At 38.8% G+C, this 19,531-nt stretch carries 15 protein-coding genes; 13 read left to right on the forward strand and 2 right to left on the reverse strand.

Annotation, left to right across the window (positions count from 1 at the left end; translation table 11 throughout):
• The first annotated feature begins 5 nt into the window (after positions 1-5).
• The 6 genes from dnaJ (at position 6) to ACSVI6_RS04005 (ending at position 8,915) form a co-directional block, all read left to right on the forward strand.
• Entirely contained in the window at positions 6-1,193 is a 1,188-nt protein-coding gene (gene dnaJ / locus ACSVI6_RS03980; RefSeq protein WP_491716184.1) for a molecular chaperone DnaJ, read from the forward strand.
• Positions 1,194-1,311: 118 nt separating this feature from the next.
• On the forward strand, positions 1,312-3,153 hold the full coding sequence (lepA, locus tag ACSVI6_RS03985) for a translation elongation factor 4 (RefSeq protein ID WP_491720493.1): 1,842 nt from the start codon (positions 1,312-1,314) through the stop codon (positions 3,151-3,153).
• 153 nt (positions 3,154-3,306) lie between these two features.
• On the forward strand, positions 3,307-4,569 hold the full coding sequence (locus tag ACSVI6_RS03990) for a uracil-xanthine permease family protein (protein ID WP_491716186.1): 1,263 nt from the start codon (positions 3,307-3,309) through the stop codon (positions 4,567-4,569).
• A 122-nt stretch (positions 4,570-4,691) separates the two neighbouring features.
• Positions 4,692-5,660, forward strand: a complete 969-nt coding sequence (locus ACSVI6_RS03995) for a hypothetical protein (protein WP_491720494.1) — start codon at positions 4,692-4,694, stop codon at positions 5,658-5,660.
• A 15-nt stretch (positions 5,661-5,675) separates the two neighbouring features.
• Positions 5,676-7,964: a bifunctional glycosyltransferase/CDP-glycerol:glycerophosphate glycerophosphotransferase gene (locus ACSVI6_RS04000; protein WP_491720495.1), complete on the forward strand. Its 2,289-nt coding sequence runs from the start codon at positions 5,676-5,678 to the stop codon at positions 7,962-7,964.
• Between the two features lie 192 nt (positions 7,965-8,156).
• Positions 8,157-8,915, forward strand: a complete 759-nt coding sequence (locus tag ACSVI6_RS04005; protein ID WP_491716189.1) for a DUF6198 family protein — start codon at positions 8,157-8,159, stop codon at positions 8,913-8,915.
• 40 nt (positions 8,916-8,955) lie between these two features.
• On the opposite strand, the gene ACSVI6_RS04010 is transcribed toward ACSVI6_RS04005, so the two are convergent.
• Positions 8,956-9,939 carry a LacI family DNA-binding transcriptional regulator gene (locus tag ACSVI6_RS04010; protein ID WP_491720496.1) on the reverse strand — a complete coding sequence of 328 codons (984 nt, stop codon included), beginning with the start codon at positions 9,937-9,939 and terminating at the stop codon, positions 8,956-8,958.
• A 212-nt stretch (positions 9,940-10,151) separates the two neighbouring features.
• Here ACSVI6_RS04010 and prmA point away from each other — a divergent pair, with 212 nt between their 5' ends.
• The 5 genes from prmA to ACSVI6_RS04035 are packed head-to-tail and all read left to right on the forward strand — an operon-like array spanning position 10,152 to position 15,140.
• Positions 10,152-11,033, forward strand: a complete 882-nt coding sequence (prmA, locus tag ACSVI6_RS04015; RefSeq protein WP_491716191.1) for a 50S ribosomal protein L11 methyltransferase — start codon at positions 10,152-10,154, stop codon at positions 11,031-11,033.
• A gap of 4 nt (positions 11,034-11,037) precedes the next feature.
• Positions 11,038-11,778 (forward strand): RsmE family RNA methyltransferase, encoded by a 741-nt coding sequence (locus tag ACSVI6_RS04020; RefSeq protein WP_491720497.1) that lies wholly within the window; start codon positions 11,038-11,040, stop codon positions 11,776-11,778.
• A 14-nt stretch (positions 11,779-11,792) separates the two neighbouring features.
• Positions 11,793-14,021 carry a RelA/SpoT family protein gene (locus ACSVI6_RS04025; RefSeq protein WP_491716193.1) on the forward strand — a complete coding sequence of 743 codons (2,229 nt, stop codon included), beginning with the start codon at positions 11,793-11,795 and terminating at the stop codon, positions 14,019-14,021.
• 21 nt (positions 14,022-14,042) lie between these two features.
• Positions 14,043-14,489 (forward strand): D-aminoacyl-tRNA deacylase, encoded by a 447-nt coding sequence (gene dtd, locus ACSVI6_RS04030; protein ID WP_491720498.1) that lies wholly within the window; start codon positions 14,043-14,045, stop codon positions 14,487-14,489.
• A 12-nt stretch (positions 14,490-14,501) separates the two neighbouring features.
• Positions 14,502-15,140 (forward strand): HAD-IA family hydrolase, encoded by a 639-nt coding sequence (locus ACSVI6_RS04035; protein WP_491716195.1) that lies wholly within the window; start codon positions 14,502-14,504, stop codon positions 15,138-15,140.
• Here ACSVI6_RS04035 and ACSVI6_RS04040 read toward each other — a convergent pair.
• Positions 15,126-15,968 carry a fructosamine kinase family protein gene (locus ACSVI6_RS04040; protein WP_491720499.1) on the reverse strand — a complete coding sequence of 281 codons (843 nt, stop codon included), beginning with the start codon at positions 15,966-15,968 and terminating at the stop codon, positions 15,126-15,128. The two genes, ACSVI6_RS04035 and ACSVI6_RS04040, sit on opposite strands and share 15 nt — an antisense overlap.
• Before the next feature lie 347 nt (positions 15,969-16,315).
• Here ACSVI6_RS04040 and hisS point away from each other — a divergent pair, with 347 nt between their 5' ends.
• Positions 16,316-17,617 (forward strand): histidine--tRNA ligase, encoded by a 1,302-nt coding sequence (gene hisS / locus ACSVI6_RS04045; RefSeq protein WP_491716197.1) that lies wholly within the window; start codon positions 16,316-16,318, stop codon positions 17,615-17,617.
• 13 nt (positions 17,618-17,630) lie between these two features.
• Complete coding sequence (gene aspS / locus ACSVI6_RS04050) at positions 17,631-19,427, forward strand: aspartate--tRNA ligase (RefSeq protein ID WP_491720500.1); 1,797 nt, start codon at positions 17,631-17,633, stop codon at positions 19,425-19,427.
• Positions 19,428-19,531: the final 104 nt, after the last annotated feature.

Below are 19,531 nucleotides of genomic sequence, written 5' to 3' on the forward strand. Positions count from 1 at the left end.
AAATAATGGCTGGAGAAGATTATTACAAGGTGTTAGGCCTGGATCATGATGCCAGTGAAAGCGATATTAAACGTGCATATCGGAAGCTAGCAGCAAAGTACCATCCAGATGTTAACAAGGCACCCGATGCGGAAGCTAAATTCAAGCAAATCACTGAAGCATATGAAGTATTGAGTGATAAGAATAAAAAGGCGAACTACGATCAATACGGATCAGCAGATGGGCCTCAAGGCTTCGGCGGCGGTGGCGCCGGCGGTGCTGGTGGTTTCGGCGGCTTCGGTGGCGGCGCTGGTGGCTTCGGTGGCGGTGGCTTCGAAGACATCTTTAGCCAATTCTTTGGTGGGGGTGGCCAACAAGCGCATAACCCGAATGCACCAACGCAGGGACGTGATCTTCAATACCAAATGGGGCTTAATTTTGATGAAGCCGTGTTCGGTAAGAAGACAACGATCAAGTATAATCGTGAAGCGACCTGTCAGACCTGTGGTGGAAATGGTGCGAAACCAGGGACCAAGCCACAAACCTGTCAACACTGTCATGGAAATGGCTATGTGACCGTTGAACAAAATACGCCGCTCGGTCGGATTAGAAGTCAACAGGAATGTCCAGTTTGTCACGGGACTGGGAAGGAAATCAAGGAAAAGTGTCCTACTTGTCATGGTGCTGGTAAGACTGAACAAGCCCATGAAATTGCTGTTACGGTGCCAGCTGGTGTAGATGACGGCCAACAGATGCGTTTACAACAACAAGGGGATGCAGGAAGTAATGGAGGTCCTTACGGGGACTTATACATCCTATTCTCAGTAAAACCAAGCAAGCACTTTCAACGTGAAGGAACTCGGATCACCTATAAGCAAACGATTTCATTTGCCCAAGCCGCACTGGGGTGTGAAATTAAAGTGCGGGCTTTAAATGATGATCAAAAGACCGAAGATGGCGAAGTCAGCCTAAAGATTCCGGCAGGGACCCAAACAGGCACGAACTTCCGTCTGAGAGGCAAAGGAATTCCAAACGTCAACGGGGCCGGTCGTGGTGACGAAGTGGTTAACGTTAATATCGTTACGCCACGGAACTTGAATAAACGGCAACGAGAAACTTTGAAAGAATTCGCCGATGCTAGTGGTGAAGACATCAATGTAACGCAAAATCAATCATTTTTCGATAAAATGCGCGACAAGTTTGATAAGAAATAGTTAATAATGGCCAGCCAATCGCTGGCTTTTATTGTATCTAATTTGTTATCAGTGTCAGTGGTTGTTATAATTAAGAGAAATAATTACCGTAACGAAAAAGAAAAAGGCAGGACAAAAAATGGATCTTAATGAAATGAAGGAACACCAAAAATACATTCGGAACTTTTCCATTGTCGCACATATTGATCACGGAAAATCAACGCTGGCTGATCGAATTCTAGAATTGACCGATACGGTCGCTAAGCGGGATATGCGGAATCAACTATTGGACAATATGGAATTGGAACGGGAACGTGGAATCACGATTAAATTGAATGCTGTTAAATTGACCTATCATGCTAAGGACGGTCATGACTATGAGTTTCATTTAATTGATACACCTGGGCACGTCGATTTTTCTTACGAGGTTTCAAGAAGTCTGGCAGCTTGTGAGGGGGCATTGTTAGTTGTTGATGCTACCCAAGGGGTAGAAGCTCAAACCCTAGCGAATGTTTATTTAGCCCTTGATGATGACTTAGAAATTATCCCAGTCATCAATAAGGTCGATTTGCCATCTGCACAAGTAGACGAAGTGAAGGCTGAAATCGAAAACATGATTGGCCTAGATACTTCTGATGCAGCGTTGACCAGTGCCAAAACAGGGTTGGGCGTTCCAGATTTACTTGAAAAAATTGTGAATGATATTCCTGCACCAAGCGGTGATATCGATGCCCCACTAAAAGCGTTAGTATTCGATTCCGTTTATGATGATTATCGCGGAGTCGTATTGAGTGTTCGTTTGGAAGATGGGGTTGTAAAGACCGGCGATAAAATCCTATTAATGAATAGTGGGACTCAATATGAAGTCACTGAAGTAGGGGTCAACTCTCCGCATCCAGTTAAGCGCGATTATTTAATGGCAGGAGACGTGGGCTACATTACCGCTAGTATTAAGGATATTAATCAAACCCGAGTTGGTGATACCGTTACATTGGTCAATAATCCAGCTGATAAGGCCCTTCCTGGTTATCGAGAAATGAATCCGATGGTGTATGCAGGGCTATATCCTACTGATAACGCAAAGTTTCAGGATCTGCGTGAAGCCCTTGAAAAGCTAAAGTTAAACGATGCTTCACTAGAATTTGAACCAGAAAATTCGCAAGCGTTAGGATTTGGATTCCGTTGTGGATTTTTAGGGTTATTGCATATGGATGTAGTTCAAGAACGGCTAGAACGTGAATTTAACCTTGATTTGATCACGACTGCGCCTTCCGTTACCTACCACGCATTTACAAATGATGGCAATGAAGTAGATGTTCACAATCCCTTCGAAATGCCAGATGCTTCTGCCATTAAGAAGATTGAAGAACCGTTTGTGAAAGCAACGATTATGGTCCCCAACGACTACGTGGGGGCGGTAATGGAGCTTTGTCAAAAACGACGGGGGCAATTTGAAACGATGGATTACCTTGATGACACGCGGGTCAATGTGATTTACCATATGCCCCTTTCGGAAATTATTTTTGATTTCTTTGATAAATTAAAATCAGGAACCCATGGATATGCATCATTGGATTACGAAGTTGATGATTACCAACCAAGTGATTTAGTTAAAATTGATATTTTGCTGAATGGTGATCAAGTCGACGCCTTAAGTTTTATTTCACATCGATCGTTTGCTGCTAGTCGGGCGCGTGAAATCGTTGGGAAACTTAAGACAATCATTCCACGCCAAAACTTTGAAATTCCAATTCAAGCCGCGATTGGTGCGAAGGTGATTGCTAGAACGAACGTTAAGGCATACCGTAAAGACGTGACCGCTAAACTATATGGTGGTGATCGGACTAGACGGATGAAATTACTGGAAAAGCAAAAGGCCGGTAAGAAGCGGATGAAAGCGGTTGGAAAGGTCGATATCCCACAAGAAGCCTTCATGGCGGTGTTAAAGACCGATGAAGATGAATCCGATGGTTCGAACTAGATTGACATTTATGATTAACTACAGTAATCTATTATTAATATAATATCTTTAATTAGTCCAGAGAGACTAGAAGATGGTACGAATATCAAGCGCTGATTTAAAGCCCCCATTAACTAGTCTGTTAGTGGGGGCTTTTTTGAAAGGAGTTTTAGAATGAAGAATAATTTTCATGATGATGATGCAGTATTAGATGTAAATGATAAGCCAAAGTTAATCCCATGGGTTGGGCTATCCTTACAACACATGTTTTCAATGTTTGGAAGTACGGTAATCGTACCGTTACTAGTGGGGTTAAGTCCGAGCATTGCACTATTTTCATCCGGGGTGGGGACCCTGCTTCACATCTTAATCACCAAACGCCAGATTCCCGCGTATATGGGATCGAGTTTTGCATTTATCGTTCCTATGGCTTCATTGATGAAAACGACAGGCTATCCTGGAATTGCGCAAGGGGTGGTAACGGTTGGAATCGTGTATCTGATTGTTGCAGCTATGATTGCAATGATTGGTAAAGATTGGGTCGATCATTTATTGCCGCCGATTGTAGTCGGTCCGATCATTATGGTGATTGGGCTTTCTTTGGCGGGTAGTGCAGCTAATGATGCGATGATGAATAATAATCATTATGATATTAAATTCTTCGGGATTGCTCTTCTTACCCTTGCACTAGCAGTGTTCTTTAACATGTATTTAAAGGGATTCTTAGGCCTGATTCCCGTATTACTAGCCATTGTTTGTGGTTATATAGTTTCGATTTTTTTGGGACTAGTTAATATTAGTGTAATTGCCGATGCCCCGTGGTTCAAAATGCCACCGTTTGAATTGCCATTTATTAACTATTCTTTTCATCTAAACGTTGGAGCCATTATTGCAATTGCACCGATTGCATTCGTGACAATGACAGAACATATTGGACATCTGATGGTATTAGATGAATTGACCCACCGCGATTATTTCAGATCACCTGGATTGAACCGCACCTTAGCCGGTGATGGAGCGGCATCGATTGCAGCGGGGCTTTTAGGAGGACCTGCTGTAACTAGCTATGGTGAAAACATTGGGGTAATGGCCATCACTAAGGTTCATAGTGTGTATGTTTTGATGGGGGCCGCCGTCTTTGCTATTTTATTTGCGTTCGTTAACAAGCTGAACGTGTTAATTATGCAGATGCCAAAACCAGTTATTGGGGGAATTAGTTTCTTATTATTCGGGACCATTGCAGCTAGTGGGATTAAGCTCATGGTTGAAAAACAAGTCGATTTAAATCTCAAGCGTAACCTTATGATCGCATCGATCATTTTGGTAATTGGGGTGGGGAATGCTTATTTACAAATCGGTAATCAATTTCAATTTACTGGATTAGGGTTAGCAACTGTAATCGGAATTATCTTAAATTTAATCCTTCCTAAAGAATAATAGTTAATATAGCTAGGGCTGCTAAGGTAAGCCCTTTTTATTTTCTTGAATTGCGGTTGGATTTATATTCCTTTATAATTAATGTTAATCAACTAAATTTCATAGTACTTAGGAGGGTTTTTATGAAATTTATCATTAACCTGTTGCCTAATGACCAATTAGACGAACAGAATTTAGTTAGTTTTGTGAATAATATAACTAATCAATACCATAGAAGTGAATTAGCAATTGTAATTAAAAATGATGGCCAGTTAAATACTGGCTTATTTGAATTTATTAATAATCTGCCAGTCATCGTTTATGATGATCCAGCTGATATCGAATTAGCGACTCAGGGGGAAACCTATTGGCTTAATTTGCATGTTGATGATGCATTATTACCAGATGCAATAATGCAATGGGAGAACACGTTAGACCAACACCCAATTAACCTATTATTTTTAAGCACTGTTGATAACGAAAGCTCGATTGGTGAACAATTGGACCCGTTTTTGGAATCGACTAGTGATGTTAAGATTAATACGATTAGGCATATCTTTGATGTGGACGTAAATACTGAATTATTGAGCCTTCCGCTGCGAAAGAAATTGAACCTTTTATTGGGACTACAAAGTTATTACATTAATGACCGCAATTATCGATATCGGACATTTTTTAATAATGTTGACCTTAGTGGTCGAAACGTTCTATATCGGATTGATAGTGATAAGTTAGCAAGCAAAAAACCACTTTTGGCTAAATTATTATACGATTTGATCGAAGATGATGAATACCTTAAGTTAAACATGCCAACTTTAGTTCTTAGTGCTAATTCAGTTAATACGGAATTGAATGCCGTTTTACAAATGATCGATAATCTAGCGCTTATTTTTGATGAAAAAATTAAACATTACTATTCCACAGCATTGGTTAATCGATTAAGTGCGCTTTATAGTTCAATTGTTTTAAATCATGCTAATTTAGGTGATAGTAAAACGCTAATGGCAAAGCTAAAGTCAGCAGTTAACGAGCTGCCTTATGATTTAAAAAAACAGATTAAATTAAAAGTATCGCATAACGGGCTCTTAGGTTCGATTCAAAAATTATTTTAGAAGGGAAATGACACTATGAAATTTAGCATCATCACACCGTGTAAACCCGAAGATTTAGATAAATTAGATGAATTAAGGTTAAACTTGGAATCCCAGACTTTCAGTCAATTTGAATGGATTATTGCATGTAATGATTTTGATAATCGTTTTCAAGAGAGTCATTTCCCGATTCAGGTGGTGTCTTTCAAACCCGAAACAATTGGGGCAGCCCGCAATGCTGCACTAGATGTTGCGATTGGTGATTACGTTGTTTTTGTTGATGCCGATGACTTTTTAATGCCCAATGCATTTAAGAACTTGAATCATATGACACCACGAAATAGCGATACTTTGATTGATTTGAATCATTATAAAACTTATGAAACGCAGGCAGCGTTTTTTAAGGACTTAAAAATCAACCATCGTCCAAATGATTTCCTTCCTGATTGGGGTGGCAAAAACAATCGTAAGCCCAGAACGCGCAGCCTTAATTTAAACTCAGCTAATCTAAAGCACTTAGGATTATCTAAAAAGGCTGATCATTGGTTAACTAATAAGTATAAAATTTTTGCACATGACAATCGTTATGATAAATTAGGGTCTCAGCTCGTATTAGTTGGAAAGGTGATCAGTCGTCAATTTATAATTGATCATCATTTAAAATTTAATGATAATAATGAATTATATTCTGATGTTCAATTTATGATGAACGTTTTGAATTATACTAAGCGTACGGTTGAAATTTCGGAACCACAATACGTGATGGTCTATCATAACGATCCGATTAATGACCCATCAAACGCCCAATTAGTTAGTAATAATCGTTGGCAGTCGTTATTTAAAACATGGCGAGATGGTTATCAACAACTCACTAGTAAACGTTTTCAATTAGCTTTTGCTGTTTATACGATTGGCAGGATAAATAGTCGCTTTTATAAGGCTTTGTTAACTGAAAATGATTCAATCGGGGATGTTTTAGGGACATTAAATTCAGCTAGCGATTACTTAAAATCAATTGATCGGCGTGCCATAAATACTGTTAACGTCCTTAGCAGAAGGATTATTTTGGCAATTATTAATGAAAATTATAAATTGGCACGAAGCCTAATGATTTCGATTGTCTTTGGTAGAAACGCACACCGTCTTTTGAAAAAACGGGGACGTGGGATTACTAAGTTGTTATATCAAAATGTTTTTACACGGATGCCAATTAAAACGAATGTCATTTTTTATGAATCGTTTTTAGGACGAAACTACTCAGATAATCCGAAGTATATCTATGAATATATTCAAAAACATTATCCTGGTAAGTATCAACATGTTTGGAGTGCATCAACACCACAGGTTAAAGCTGCAATTGCAAATCAGCCAGATACGTTGGTCGTAAAGCGATTCGGATTTAAGTATATGTATTATTTAGCAACTTCTAAATTTCAGGTCTTCAATTTAAGACAACCCCGTTGGTTCGTAAAAAGAAGTGGCACGAAATTATTATCGACTTGGCATGGTACACCACTAAAAAGGTTGGTTTTCGATATTGATAACGTGGTGAACGCCACACCAATGTATAAACGAAATTTCTATGAACAATCGCGTCAGTGGGATTATTTAATCGCACCGAACCAATTTTCTGCCGATGTATTTAGTCATGCCTTCATGTACCCACAAAGTCAGATGATTAAATCAGGATATCCCCGCAATGATATTTTAAATGCTCCAGATCGTGATCAAAAAGCACTAGCAATTAAGCAGCGCCTTGGGATTCCACTTGATAAGAAGGTTATTTTATACGCACCAACATGGCGGGATGACGAACGAGCCAGTGGAAATGAATATAAGTTCCAGCTTAAGTTGAACGTTGCTAAATTACGCGAGAACTTTGGTGATGACTATGTAATGATTCTAAGGACCCATTACTTCATCACAGATCGCATCGATACGACTACGTTTGGTGATTTTGTCTACAATGAGTCTAATTATCAAGATGTCTCAGAATTGTATTTAGTATCTGATATTTTAATCACTGATTATTCAAGTGTATTCTTTGATTATTCGATTTTGAAGCGACCAATTTTATATTTTGTGTATGATTATGATAACTATGCGAAAGTTCTTCATGGCTTTTACCTTAATATGCAAAAAGATTTACCTGGTCCATTGCTTAAGACTAATGATGAAGTAATTGATGCAATTCAAAATATCGATCAAATTCAGCAACGATATGCACAAAGGTATCAATCATTTGTGCAACGCTTTGATGCTTGGGAAACTGGGCATGCTGCTGAAAAAGTCGTAGAAGTCCTATTGAATGATTCTAAACAATAAATAATGAAAACGGTTACTTAATTCAAAAAAGTCATGAAAAAGGCTTGCTTTTTTGAGCAAATGTTATATAATTTATTTTGTTATGAATTTCACAATGATTGTTGTAATTCCATATTTACATTTAATTAATTAAGTAAATATGTATTTAATAGTTAGATTAAATATTCACAAATTAGGATGGGTGATTAAATTATGGCTTCTGGACGTTCGACTAGAACGATTTCAATGACTAGCGCAATTATTTATTTCGTTATCTCATTGATCATTAACTCAGCTGGAAATGTTCTAACCCTGGTTTCAAGTGCAAAGGTTAGTCCATCATTCTTAGGTTCAGCTTATTGGACCGCTGCTGAAAGTAACTTAGGAAAGGCTCTTTTGGGACCTGATAACCCAACTGCTTTATTTTGGGCATTCTTTGGATTAGGTTTGATTATTACTTTCTTGAACATGATATTAGTTGGAAAGTGGAGTTGGAACCGTCTAATTGGAAATATTTGTTTCTTAGGACCATTCTCGCTTTTGATTCAATTATTCTCAAACATCTTTACTAAGATTTTCCCCGTTGCGCATGGAATCGGAATGACGATTTTCTACATTTTCCTTAACTTCCTAGGGGTTGCATTTATTGGATTAGCAATTTCAATCTATCAACGAGTTAATATTGCTTTACATCCGGCTGATGATTTAATGCAAATCTTACGTTTTAAATATTGTAATGGTAGCGCTACTAAGGCGATGTGGGTATCTTACATCCCACCTACTATCATGGCAATTATCGCTGCATTGATTACCCCAGGGCCACTTTTGGTTAAGTTTGCTAACTTTGGATTGGGAACTGTCTTTGCATTCTTGTTCCAAGGTAGTATTACTGGAATTTCAGATAAGAAGGTCTTTCCATCTCTTAAGCACCAAGCCATTGATGTTGGTACTGTTGGTGAATCAGAAAAATAATTGATTAAATAAAAAGAACATCCAATTTGGATGTTCTTTTTTAAATGTAATTTTTAATGCTAGTTTTGAGTTTAATATGGTGAACTTGATGTTGATCTTGATGGTTGATTTGGTCCATTAGCATTTGATATGCAGTGAATCCCATTTTAGAAGCTGGTTGGTGGTTTGCCACAATTGGAATATTAAGCAATGACAAGTACGGATTGTCATCAAATGTACCGACTTGAATATTTGTAACGTTATGGACTGCAATTTGTTTTAAAACCGCCCTTAAGATGGTGTTATCCGTTGCAAAAATGCCATCACATGCTTGGTTGACCAATAATTGACTTGCTAGTTGGGCAATGTCATTTCCATCTTGTTGGCCATATTTAATAATATCGGCATCCAATTTGATTTGATGATCTAAAAGCGCTCTTTGATAGCCAATAATGCGATTTGATTTGTTTTTGAATAGGGCATTCCCAATGATACCAATTCGTTCTGCACCATTTTGCAGCATTTGTTGAACAATGTTATAACTACCGTTAATATTGTCCACTAATACATTATCAAAATACTGATTTTCGGATTGATTTGCAATGCGATCGACAAATACAATTGGGGTATCGCCGATTAACTTTCGATAGTTATTAACCATTCCGGTACTAGCGACTATAATTCCATCAACCATCTGATCAAGCATTCCCTTAACGGCATTGATTTCATTTTCTGGTTGTTCGTTTGTGGTATTGATCATTAAATGATATTGATCCGCTTCAGCAGATAATTGAATGGTATTTAAGATCCTAGAAAAGAATTGATTGTCAAAGGTTGGAACAATAATCCCAATTATTTTGGTATGGTGAGTTTTAATACTTTTGGCTACTAGGTTGGGATGGTAATTGTTGCGCTTGGCAATTTTTTGGATGAGCCTGCTAGTTTGTTGTGAAATTTTGGGATCATGGTTGAGTGCTCTTGAGACAGTCGACTTGGAAAATCCTGTTAAATCAGCAATGTTTTGAAGTGTAGTACGTTTTGGCATGCTCGGAAATTCCCCCTTTAATTAATATTATAATCTTATCATATTCGATTATCCGTTTGCCTTTTATTTAAAATTTGATTATTATTAATAACAAATATAAACGGTTATTAAAATGATTATACTTAGACTTTAAATTGTTATTGATTAAACAATGGATTGCTTTATAAGGTTGTGATTTAAGGAATTGACCGTAATGGAAATGAGGAGTTTCAATGGAATGGCAAGAATTAACGGTAAAGACTAATAATGAAGCTGTTGAAGCGATTAACAATATGTTAATGGAATCTGGGGCAAGCGGAATTCAAGTTGATGATAATAATAAAGTCGTTATCATTAATGCTTATTTTAATGAACGCATTAAAATTAATGAGTTGATTCCAGAACTACAGTTACGTATCAATCAGCTAACTGATTTTGGATTAGATCCAAAACCAGCAGAAATTGGTCTAAAGCCAGTTAATGATGATTCATGGGCATTGACTTGGGAAAAATATTACCATCCCACTAGGCTAACTCGTTTTTTAACCGTCGTTCCAGATTGGGAGGACTATCAACCGCAAAGCGCCAATGAATTGATCATTAGGCTAAACCCAGGGCGCGCATTTGGAACCGGTACGCATCCTACCACGATTTTAACTTTACAGGGATTAGAGACTGTCATTCGTGGTGGAGAATCCATGCTAGACGTTGGAACTGGTTCTGGGGTCTTAAGCATTGCCGCTAAGTTAATGGGGGTCGGTAGCGTTAAGGCTTTCGATCTTGATGATATTGCAGTTCAGTCTGCATTAGAAAACATTCGCTTGAATCCGATTGCAAGGGATGTATCCGTTAGTGCTAACGATATGTTGAACGGTGTTAATGATGTTGTCGACATTATCGCTGCAAACATGCTTAGCGATGTTATTGTTCCCTTGATTCCCCAGGCAATCAATTGCTTAAAACCAGGTGGTAAAATGGTGATATCTGGAATCATTAACGATAAGCTATCATTAATCTTAACTACTCTGACTAATAATGGATTTGTGATTAGTGAGACGATGTCAATTGATGATTGGCGTGGAATCATTGCTATGAAACCATTAGAAGAGGAGTAATTTAATGCAACATTATTTTTTAGAGCAACCAATCACAGTTGGTCAAACGATCGAACTGCCAGCAACAATCAAAAAGCACTGGTTAAAGGTAATGCGGGCGGTGGATGGAACGCAAGCAGAATTTGTGGATAATTCTCAAAAAGTATTTATTGGGGAATTATTTCAATCTGCAGATCAACCAATGATTAAGGTGATTAGTCAAAAGAATTTTAATGCGGAATTACCGTTTTCCGTTACGATCGCTTGTGGAGTTGCCAAAAATGACAAAGCCGATTGGATGGTGCGCAAAGCCACTGAACTAGGGGTTGATCGGGTAATATTTTTTGCTGGCGATTGGTCGATCGCTAAGTGGCAGGGAAATCGAATCGATAAAAAATTAGCACGCTTGAACACGATTGCGCTTAGTGCTGCTGAACAATCACATCGTAATAAAGTCCCAATCGTTGAATATCAGGATAGCTTAAGCGATATCATTGCTGGTCAATATGATCAAAAAATCGTTGCTTATGAAGAATCTGCCAAATCTGGTGAGGGCTCAATGCTTCGTCGTACGATCGATCAAATGGAAAGTGGGAATTCCATTATTGCTGTATTTGGCCCTGAAGGTGGGATTTCACCACAAGAGATCGAATTATTAAAAACTGCTAATGTAAAACAAGTTGGGTTAGGCCCTAGAATATTAAGAACTGAAACTGCACCGTTATATTTGCTATCAGCAATTTCAGCATTTTCTGAATTAAGTTAAAGGGGGGAACTTAGATGTCGCAATTTAAAGTTCTAGAAGCAAATGATGTAATCAATAAAGTTAATACTTATATGCAACCAAAAGACGTTGAAATGGTAAAAAAGGCACTTAAATTTGCTACGATTGCTCATGCGGGGCAAAAGCGGCAATCAGGAGAGGCATACATTGTGCACCCCGTTCAAGTAGCTGGCATCCTGGCTGATTTGAACATGGATGCTGAAACGGTCAGCGCTGGATTCTTGCATGATGTCGTAGAGGATACAGGTGTCGAACTAAGTGATATTCAAGAACTATTTGGTAAAGATGTGGCTTTAATTGTTGATGGCGTAACCAAGCTCAGTAAAATCAAGTACAAGTCACATCGGGAACAACTAGCCGAAAACCATCGGAAACTATTACTTGCGATGTGTAAGGATATTCGGGTAATGATCGTGAAGCTGGCTGATCGGTTGCATAATATGCGGACCTTGAACCACTTAAAACCAGAAAAACAGCGTCGGATTGCAGACGAAACGATTGAAATCTATGCGCCACTGGCTGATCGGTTGGGGATTGGGACGATTAAGTGGGAACTAGAAGATCTTTCGTTGCGCTACATTAATCCTGGTCAATACTATCAGATTGTGAACTCGATGAATTCTAAACGCAAAGAACGAGTTGACTATATCAATAAGGCGTTACAAGAGGTTAAAGACTCATTGAAGGGGATGGATATTAAGGTTGATGCAATTTATGGTCGCCCTAAGCATCTCTACTCAATTTATAAAAAGATGCATAATAAGCATAAAAAGTTTGAAGAGATTTATGATCTTTTTGCGATTCGGGTAATTGTTGAATCAGTTAAGGATTGTTATGCGGTTTTAGGAGCGGTCCATACGAAGTGGAAACCAATGCCAGGGCGTTTTAAAGACTACATTGCAATGCCAAAGGCCAATATGTATCAATCTTTGCATACGACTTTGATTGGTCCCGAGGGGAAGTTGCTTGAAATTCAAATCCGTACTGCTGAAATGCATCGGGTTGCTGAATATGGGGTTGCTGCTCACTGGGCTTACAAGGAAGGAATTAAAAGCGAAGTTAAAAGTAGTGCCGATAATACTAAGTTAAATTGGTTCAAAAAGATCATTGAGCTTCAAGAAGATACTGACGACGCATCTGACTTTATGCAAAGCGTCAAGGGAGAATTGTTTGGTGATCATGTCTATGCATTTACCCCGAATGGTGATGTTTTAGAGCTGCCTAAGGGTGCTGGGCCACTTGATATGGCGTATACGATCCATACCGATATTGGTAACCACACGACTGGTGCGCGGGTAAATGGTAAAATCGTGCCCCTTGATTATCGAATCAAAAATAGTGACCTGGTTGAAATTATGACCTCGCCAACTTCTGCGGGACCTAGTCGGGACTGGATTAAATTAGTATCGACTAGTAAGGCGCGGCATAAAATCAAACAGTACTTTAGAAAGCGTGACCATGATAAGATGGTGGAAGCCGGTCGCGAAATGCTAGCTAATAATATTAAAGAAGCTGGATTTAATGTAAATCAGGTCTTGGAAGCTAGTAATGTTATCAAGGCGGCTAAACGACTTGATTACAAAAACGCTGATGATTTGTACGCTGCAGTTGGGTTTGGTGATCTGCAGGTCAATACCATTTCACATCGTTTGACCAGTCACATCAGAGAAGCCCAGGAATTAGAACGCCAAGAAGCAGAACAACGTGGCATCTTAGAAGATCATCAGACGATTCAAAATGAGGATAAGAAACCAAAGAAAAAGACCACTTCAATTGATGGAATTGTCGTAGAGGGGGTTTCTAACCTACTGGTGCGGCTCAGCCATTGTTGTTCGCCAGTTCCTGGGGATGATATTGTTGGTTATATTACTCAGGGAAATGGGATTTCTGTTCATCGCTCTGATTGCCCAAATGTTAAAGATTATCTATCAACTGGTGAACGTTTAATTAGTGTTCACTGGGCTGATGAATTGAATCAACGTGAGGAATACACCGCTAATATCAGTATTGAGGGTTATAATCGAAACGGATTATTGAATGATATCATTAGAATGATTAACAGCATCTCAAAGCGGTTAACTTCTGTTCAAGGTAAAATTCACAATGAAAAAAACGTCACGGTTTCAGTTAGTATTGGGGTCAAAAACCTTAATCAACTTAATTTGATAATTGATCACATTAAAAACATTCGTGACGTGTATGTAGTAAAAAGACCATTTAAGTAGGATAAATAAGGGGGGCTGAACATGAAAGTGGTTTTACAACGGGTCACTAAGGGAAGTGTATCCATTGATGGTAAAGTGAAGGGGGCCATTGAAACGGGCTTCGTTCTTTTAGTAGGGGTTTCTGATACTGATTCAGAAGCTGAAGTTGAATACTTAGCAAATAAAATTGCTAAGATCCGTCTCTTTACAGATTCTGATGGCAAAATGAATTTAAACTTAGCTGCGGTTAACGGATCGATTTTGTCCATTTCACAATTTACCCTCTATGCCAATACTGCTAAGGGCAATCGACCATCTTTTTTTGATGCTGGTAAACCTGAACATGCTAATCAAGTTTATCAACAATTCAATGCTAAATTGGCTAGTTTAGGGTTTAATGTTCAAACGGGTGTATTTGGTGCCGACATGCAGGTTGAAATTGAAAATGATGGCCCAGTAACGATTTTATTTGATACTGATCATAAATAGGAGGCGTGCAAATTGCGAAGTTTATTTTGGGATTTTGATGGCACCCTTTTTAACACTTATCCAATGATGGTTAAGGCATTTGATGAAGCGTTACAATCGCTTGGTATTGATGAGGTTGAAATGGATGACTATGCTTATTATGAAGAAATGCGTCGTCGCTCTGCCGGTAGTGCGATTAGTCGGTTTGCAGCAGAGTTCAATCTTTCGCAAACAGCAATCATTCCTCCATTTAAAAAGTTACAAGATGAGTTAGTAATGGGTAGTAAACCCTTTGATGGGGCGGTTGCGATTTTGAAGTGGAACGTTGAAACGGGGGGCCAAAATTTTTTGTTAACCCATCGTGATGGAATCGCGCTTTCGATTCTAGATCATTTTAAAATCAAAAAATTGTTCACCGATTTTGTTACCAGTGAACAATCTTTTCCAAGGAAACCTGACCCAACCTCTTTAAATTATTTAATTGATAAACATGCTGTTGATCGCAGCCATGCGGCAATGATTGGAGATCGAAAACTAGATATTGAGGCTGCGCATAATGCCAATATTGATGGCTTTTTATTTGATCCCGATGGAATTATTACCGCTACAGGAAATCCAGAACAACGGGTTGCACAACTGACGGAATTAAAGCCGACATTAGAACGACTCTAATACTTTGTCTACTGCGGGTCCGTAGGTTTCTCCAAATAATACTAAGTGAACCATTAAATAATAACAGCGATACCAAGGAAGGCGTTTTTCAACGCCTTTTTTTAGTGGATAAATAGAATTATAGCCATCATAAAAATCCTGATTGAACCCACCAAAAACGGTACTAACGCCAATGTCGAACTCGCGATCGCCAAAGAAAACATCTGGGTCGATCAAGTATGGTTTGTTATTTACGAACGTAAAGTTACCAGCCCAAAAGTCACCGTGTAATAGACTGGGTGTTGTTTTATTTGTAGAGAAGTAGTCGTTAATCTGTTCGATCATTTTAGCTAAGTGTTGTTCCCTACTGCGATTCCAGCGGCCCGTTTGTTTAGCAAGCATTTCTAATGGTTTTAATCGTTGTTCAACGTAAAAGGTTTGCCAATTTTGTTGCCATTTATTATTTTTGGGGATTTTACCAGCCGTAAAATTATGATCTAAGCCGAATTGTTCAGCGTGAATCTGGTGAACATTGGCGACCATTTGACCGAGTTCGTATTGACTACCACTACTTTCATTGATCCAGTTCAGAATTAAAAAACCATCCCCGTTGATTTCACCATAGTTAACAACGGTGGGCACGTTTGCAGCTTGGCTTAGTAGCTTTAATCCCTCAACTTCGTGGGTGAAAAAATTTTTACCACGGTTAGGTTGGACCTTCATGAAGTATTGGTCATGGCCATTTGAAATTTGATATGATTCATTGATATCACCACCACTGACTGGTCGATAATCAGTAATGTTTTTAATTGGTAATTGAGCGAGCCAATCTGGAGTTAATTTATACATATAATGACCTCCCTAAAAGTTTAATTTTATTATAGATGATTTGAATTTGAAGGTGAATTACCTTGACTTTTTAGTTTAATTCGATTAATCTTAACTTGAATTAAAAATTAGACCGCAGAAAAAGAAGAGTATGTTTCAATAATGCTTAGAGAGTATCAATTTGGTGTAATGGTACGTTTATTGAAATTGAAGGACACTTTTGAGGTTAATAGCTTATGGCTATTCGTTGCATAGACGTTATCTATTAGCAATAAAAAAGGTGGTACCGCGCTCTTTGCGCCCTTGTCAATTTATTTTTGACAGGGGCTTTTTTATTGGCCTAATTTATTTATGTAGGAGGACTCCTTATGAGATACCAAAAACCAAAAGGAACTGCGGACATTTTACCTGGGGAATCATATAAATGGCAGTTTATTGAAGATACAGCACGCTCGTTATTTAATGATTATCGCTATCGTGAAATCAGAACGCCAATGTTTGAAAATTACGAAGTATTTTCTAGAACTTCAGGAGATACTTCAGATATTGTTACTAAGGAAATGTATGATTTTGATGATAAGGGTGATCGTCACATTGCTTTGCGTCCAGAAGGAACCGCTGGAGTAGTCAGAGCGTTTATCGAGAACAAGCTATATGGTCCTGAATATCAAAAGCCAGTCAAAGTATTTTACATGGGACCAATGTTTCGTTATGAAAGACCTCAATCGGGTCGACAACGTGAATTTCATCAAATCGGAGTCGAAGCATTTGGGAGTGATTCTCCCAGTTTAGATGCAGAAGTGATCGCAATGGCAGTTAATCTATTACAAAACTATGGCATTGAAGATGTAAGGGTAGCGATTAATACGTTAGGTGATAAGGAGAGTCGTGATGCTTATCGGAAAGCGTTGATCGACTACTTGGAACCACACTTCGATGAACTTAGTAGCGATTCGCAAACACGGCTTCACAAAAATCCATTGCGGGTCTTAGATAGTAAGGATGCTAATGATCAAAAAATCGTAGCGAATGCCCCACGGATCACAGATTACCTAACTGCTGATGCTAATGAACATTTCGAACACGTTAAGAGATTATTAGACGGGTTACACATTGACTATGTCGTTGATACGGATATTGTTCGGGGACTAGATTATTATAACCACACCATTTTTGAAATTATGGTTAATTCTAAAGCGTTGGGAAGTGGTTATACGACGATCTGTGCTGGTGGTCGCTACAATGGATTGGTCGAAGAACTAGGGGGCCCAGAAGTTTCTGGAATTGGGTTCGGTTTAGGAGTTGAAAGACTATTGCTACTGATGGAATCAAGGGGCGTTCAATTCCCTGAATTAAGTCCATTGGATGCATACGTAGTTGGTATCGGGGCCGAATCTGATTTAGTTACGCTCCAATTAGTTCAATCCCTGCGGAAAAATGGTTATACGGCTGAAAGAGACTACTTGGATCGTAAACCAAAGGGCCAATTCAAGACTGCTGATAAGTTAGGGGCTAAGTTTACAATCACGATTGGTGAACAAGAAATCCTTAATCATACGGTTAAAGTTAAACAGATGGCGACTGGTCATGAACTGAATTTACCAGTTCAAGATGTGCAAAATAGTTTCGGTTCGGTAGTTGATGATAACTTCGGACCACAATATTTATAGGATGGTGGATAAAATGAAAGATAGAACAACTTATGCTGGGCTAGTGAATGAAGATTTATTAGGCCAAAAAGTAGTATTAGACGGTTGGGTACAAAAACGACGGGACCTTGGTAAATTAATCTTTATCGATTTAAGGGATCGCGAAGGAATCGTTCAACTAGTGTTTAGTGAAGACAACAGCAAAGAAGCGCTTGCAGTTGCCGAAGACTTAAGAAGTGAATACGTAATTCAAGTTGAAGGAACTGTTGTTGCCCGTTCTGAAAACGAAATTAACCCAGATATGAAGACTGGAAAGGTTGAAGTCGAAGTTCAATCAGTGACCCTCTTTAACAAGGCTAAGACCCCACCATTTTACATTCAAGATGACATTAACGTTTCAGAAGAATTGAAATTGAAGTACCGTTATCTTGATTTGAGAAGACCCGAGATGTTAAAGGGGATGTTAGTGCGGAATCGGATTTTACAATCCGTACACAGCTATTTTGATAGTCAAGGATTCTTGAATATTGAAACGCCAGATCTTACGATTTCAACGCCTGAAGGAGCTCGTGATTACTTGGTTCCTTCACGGGTCCACAAGGGCGCATTCTATGCGCTTCCTCAATCACCACAATTGTTCAAACAATTATTGATGGGTGCTGGGATGGACAAGTATTACCAAATCGCTCGTTGTTTCCGTGATGAAGACTTACGTGGTGATCGTCAACCAGAATTTACCCAAATCGATATGGAAACTTCATTCCAATCAGCAGAAGAAATTCAAGCTACCACTGAAGGTTTGATCAAAAAGGTAATGAAGGATACTTTAGACATCGATGTGAAGACACCGTTCAAGCGAATCACTTGGCAAGAATCAATGGATCGTTTTGGGACTGACCAACCAGACGTTCGTTTTGGAATGGAACTAAAGGATCTTTCTGATGTTATGAAGGATTCAGAATTTAAGGTCTTTGCAAACGTTGTTAAAAATGGTGATCAAGTGAAGGCGATTGCCGTTCCAGGCGGTGCTGATGCTTACTCTAGAAAAGACATCGACAAATACACTGACTATGTTAAACGTTTTGGCGCTCAAGGTTTAGCTTGGTTAAAGGTAACTGATGATGGCTTTAGTGGTCCAATTGCTAAATTCTTTAAGGATGAAGTGATTTATAAGCAAATCCTAGCTGCTACTGATGCCAAGGCTGGTGATCTATTATTGTTCGCTGCTGATCGCAGCAAGGTGGTTGCTGATACCTTAGGATACTTGAGAACTGCAATTGCCGAAGAACAAAACATGATTCCAAAGGATGTCTTTGACTACTTATGGGTCGTTGATTGGCCATTGTTCGAATACGATGAAGGAATTAGTCGCTGGGTCCCTGCTCACCACCCATTCACGATGCCAAATGAAGGTGATGAACACTACTTAAACGAGGGTGAAGATCCTCATAAGGCCCATGCCCAAAGTTATGATATCATCTTAAACGGACTTGAATTAGGTGGGGGTTCGATTCGGATTCATAACCGTGATTTACAAGAAAAAATGTTGGCTGCATTAGGCTTTAGTAAGGAACGAGCTCAAGCACGGTTCGGCTACTTCTTAGATGCCCTTGAATACGGTTTTCCACCTCATGGTGGGTTAGCAATTGGGCTAGATCGTTTCACTAGATTACTAGCTCAACGTGGTAATATTCGTGACGTGATTGCATTCCCTAAGAATTCTAAAGCAGTGGAACCATTGACTGGTGCTCCTGCAGAAGTTGCTCCTAAACAACTATTAGATTTAGGAATCGAAGTTACCGAACATGAAGACGGTGGCAATCGAGAATAACTAAATATTAAAAAGGAAGAATCGACTGATTCTTCCTTTTTTGTTGCTTTAAAATAAATTTTTGGTGTTATACTTATTGCATGTTTTTTTATTAAGGGGGAACA

Source organism: Nicoliella sp. ESL1106, from assembly GCF_058509965.1.

Excerpts from the sequence above, each read along its gene's own strand:
- dnaJ (WP_491716184.1), top strand. The coding sequence starts at position 6 with ATGGCTGGAGAAGATTATTACAAGGTGTTAGGCCTGGATCATGATGCC.
- lepA (WP_491720493.1), top strand. The coding sequence starts at position 1,312 with ATGGATCTTAATGAAATGAAGGAACACCAAAAATACATTCGGAACTTT.
- ACSVI6_RS03990 (WP_491716186.1), top strand. The coding sequence starts at position 3,307 with ATGAAGAATAATTTTCATGATGATGATGCAGTATTAGATGTAAATGAT.
- ACSVI6_RS03995 (WP_491720494.1), top strand. The coding sequence starts at position 4,692 with ATGAAATTTATCATTAACCTGTTGCCTAATGACCAATTAGACGAACAG.
- ACSVI6_RS04000 (WP_491720495.1), top strand. The coding sequence starts at position 5,676 with ATGAAATTTAGCATCATCACACCGTGTAAACCCGAAGATTTAGATAAA.
- ACSVI6_RS04005 (WP_491716189.1), top strand. The coding sequence starts at position 8,157 with ATGGCTTCTGGACGTTCGACTAGAACGATTTCAATGACTAGCGCAATT.
- ACSVI6_RS04010 (WP_491720496.1), bottom strand. The coding sequence starts at position 9,939 with ATGCCAAAACGTACTACACTTCAAAACATTGCTGATTTAACAGGATTT.
- prmA (WP_491716191.1), top strand. The coding sequence starts at position 10,152 with ATGGAATGGCAAGAATTAACGGTAAAGACTAATAATGAAGCTGTTGAA.
- ACSVI6_RS04020 (WP_491720497.1), top strand. The coding sequence starts at position 11,038 with ATGCAACATTATTTTTTAGAGCAACCAATCACAGTTGGTCAAACGATC.
- ACSVI6_RS04025 (WP_491716193.1), top strand. The coding sequence starts at position 11,793 with ATGTCGCAATTTAAAGTTCTAGAAGCAAATGATGTAATCAATAAAGTT.
- dtd (WP_491720498.1), top strand. The coding sequence starts at position 14,043 with ATGAAAGTGGTTTTACAACGGGTCACTAAGGGAAGTGTATCCATTGAT.
- ACSVI6_RS04040 (WP_491720499.1), bottom strand. The coding sequence starts at position 15,968 with ATGTATAAATTAACTCCAGATTGGCTCGCTCAATTACCAATTAAAAAC.
- hisS (WP_491716197.1), top strand. The coding sequence starts at position 16,316 with ATGAGATACCAAAAACCAAAAGGAACTGCGGACATTTTACCTGGGGAA.
- aspS (WP_491720500.1), top strand. The coding sequence starts at position 17,631 with ATGAAAGATAGAACAACTTATGCTGGGCTAGTGAATGAAGATTTATTA.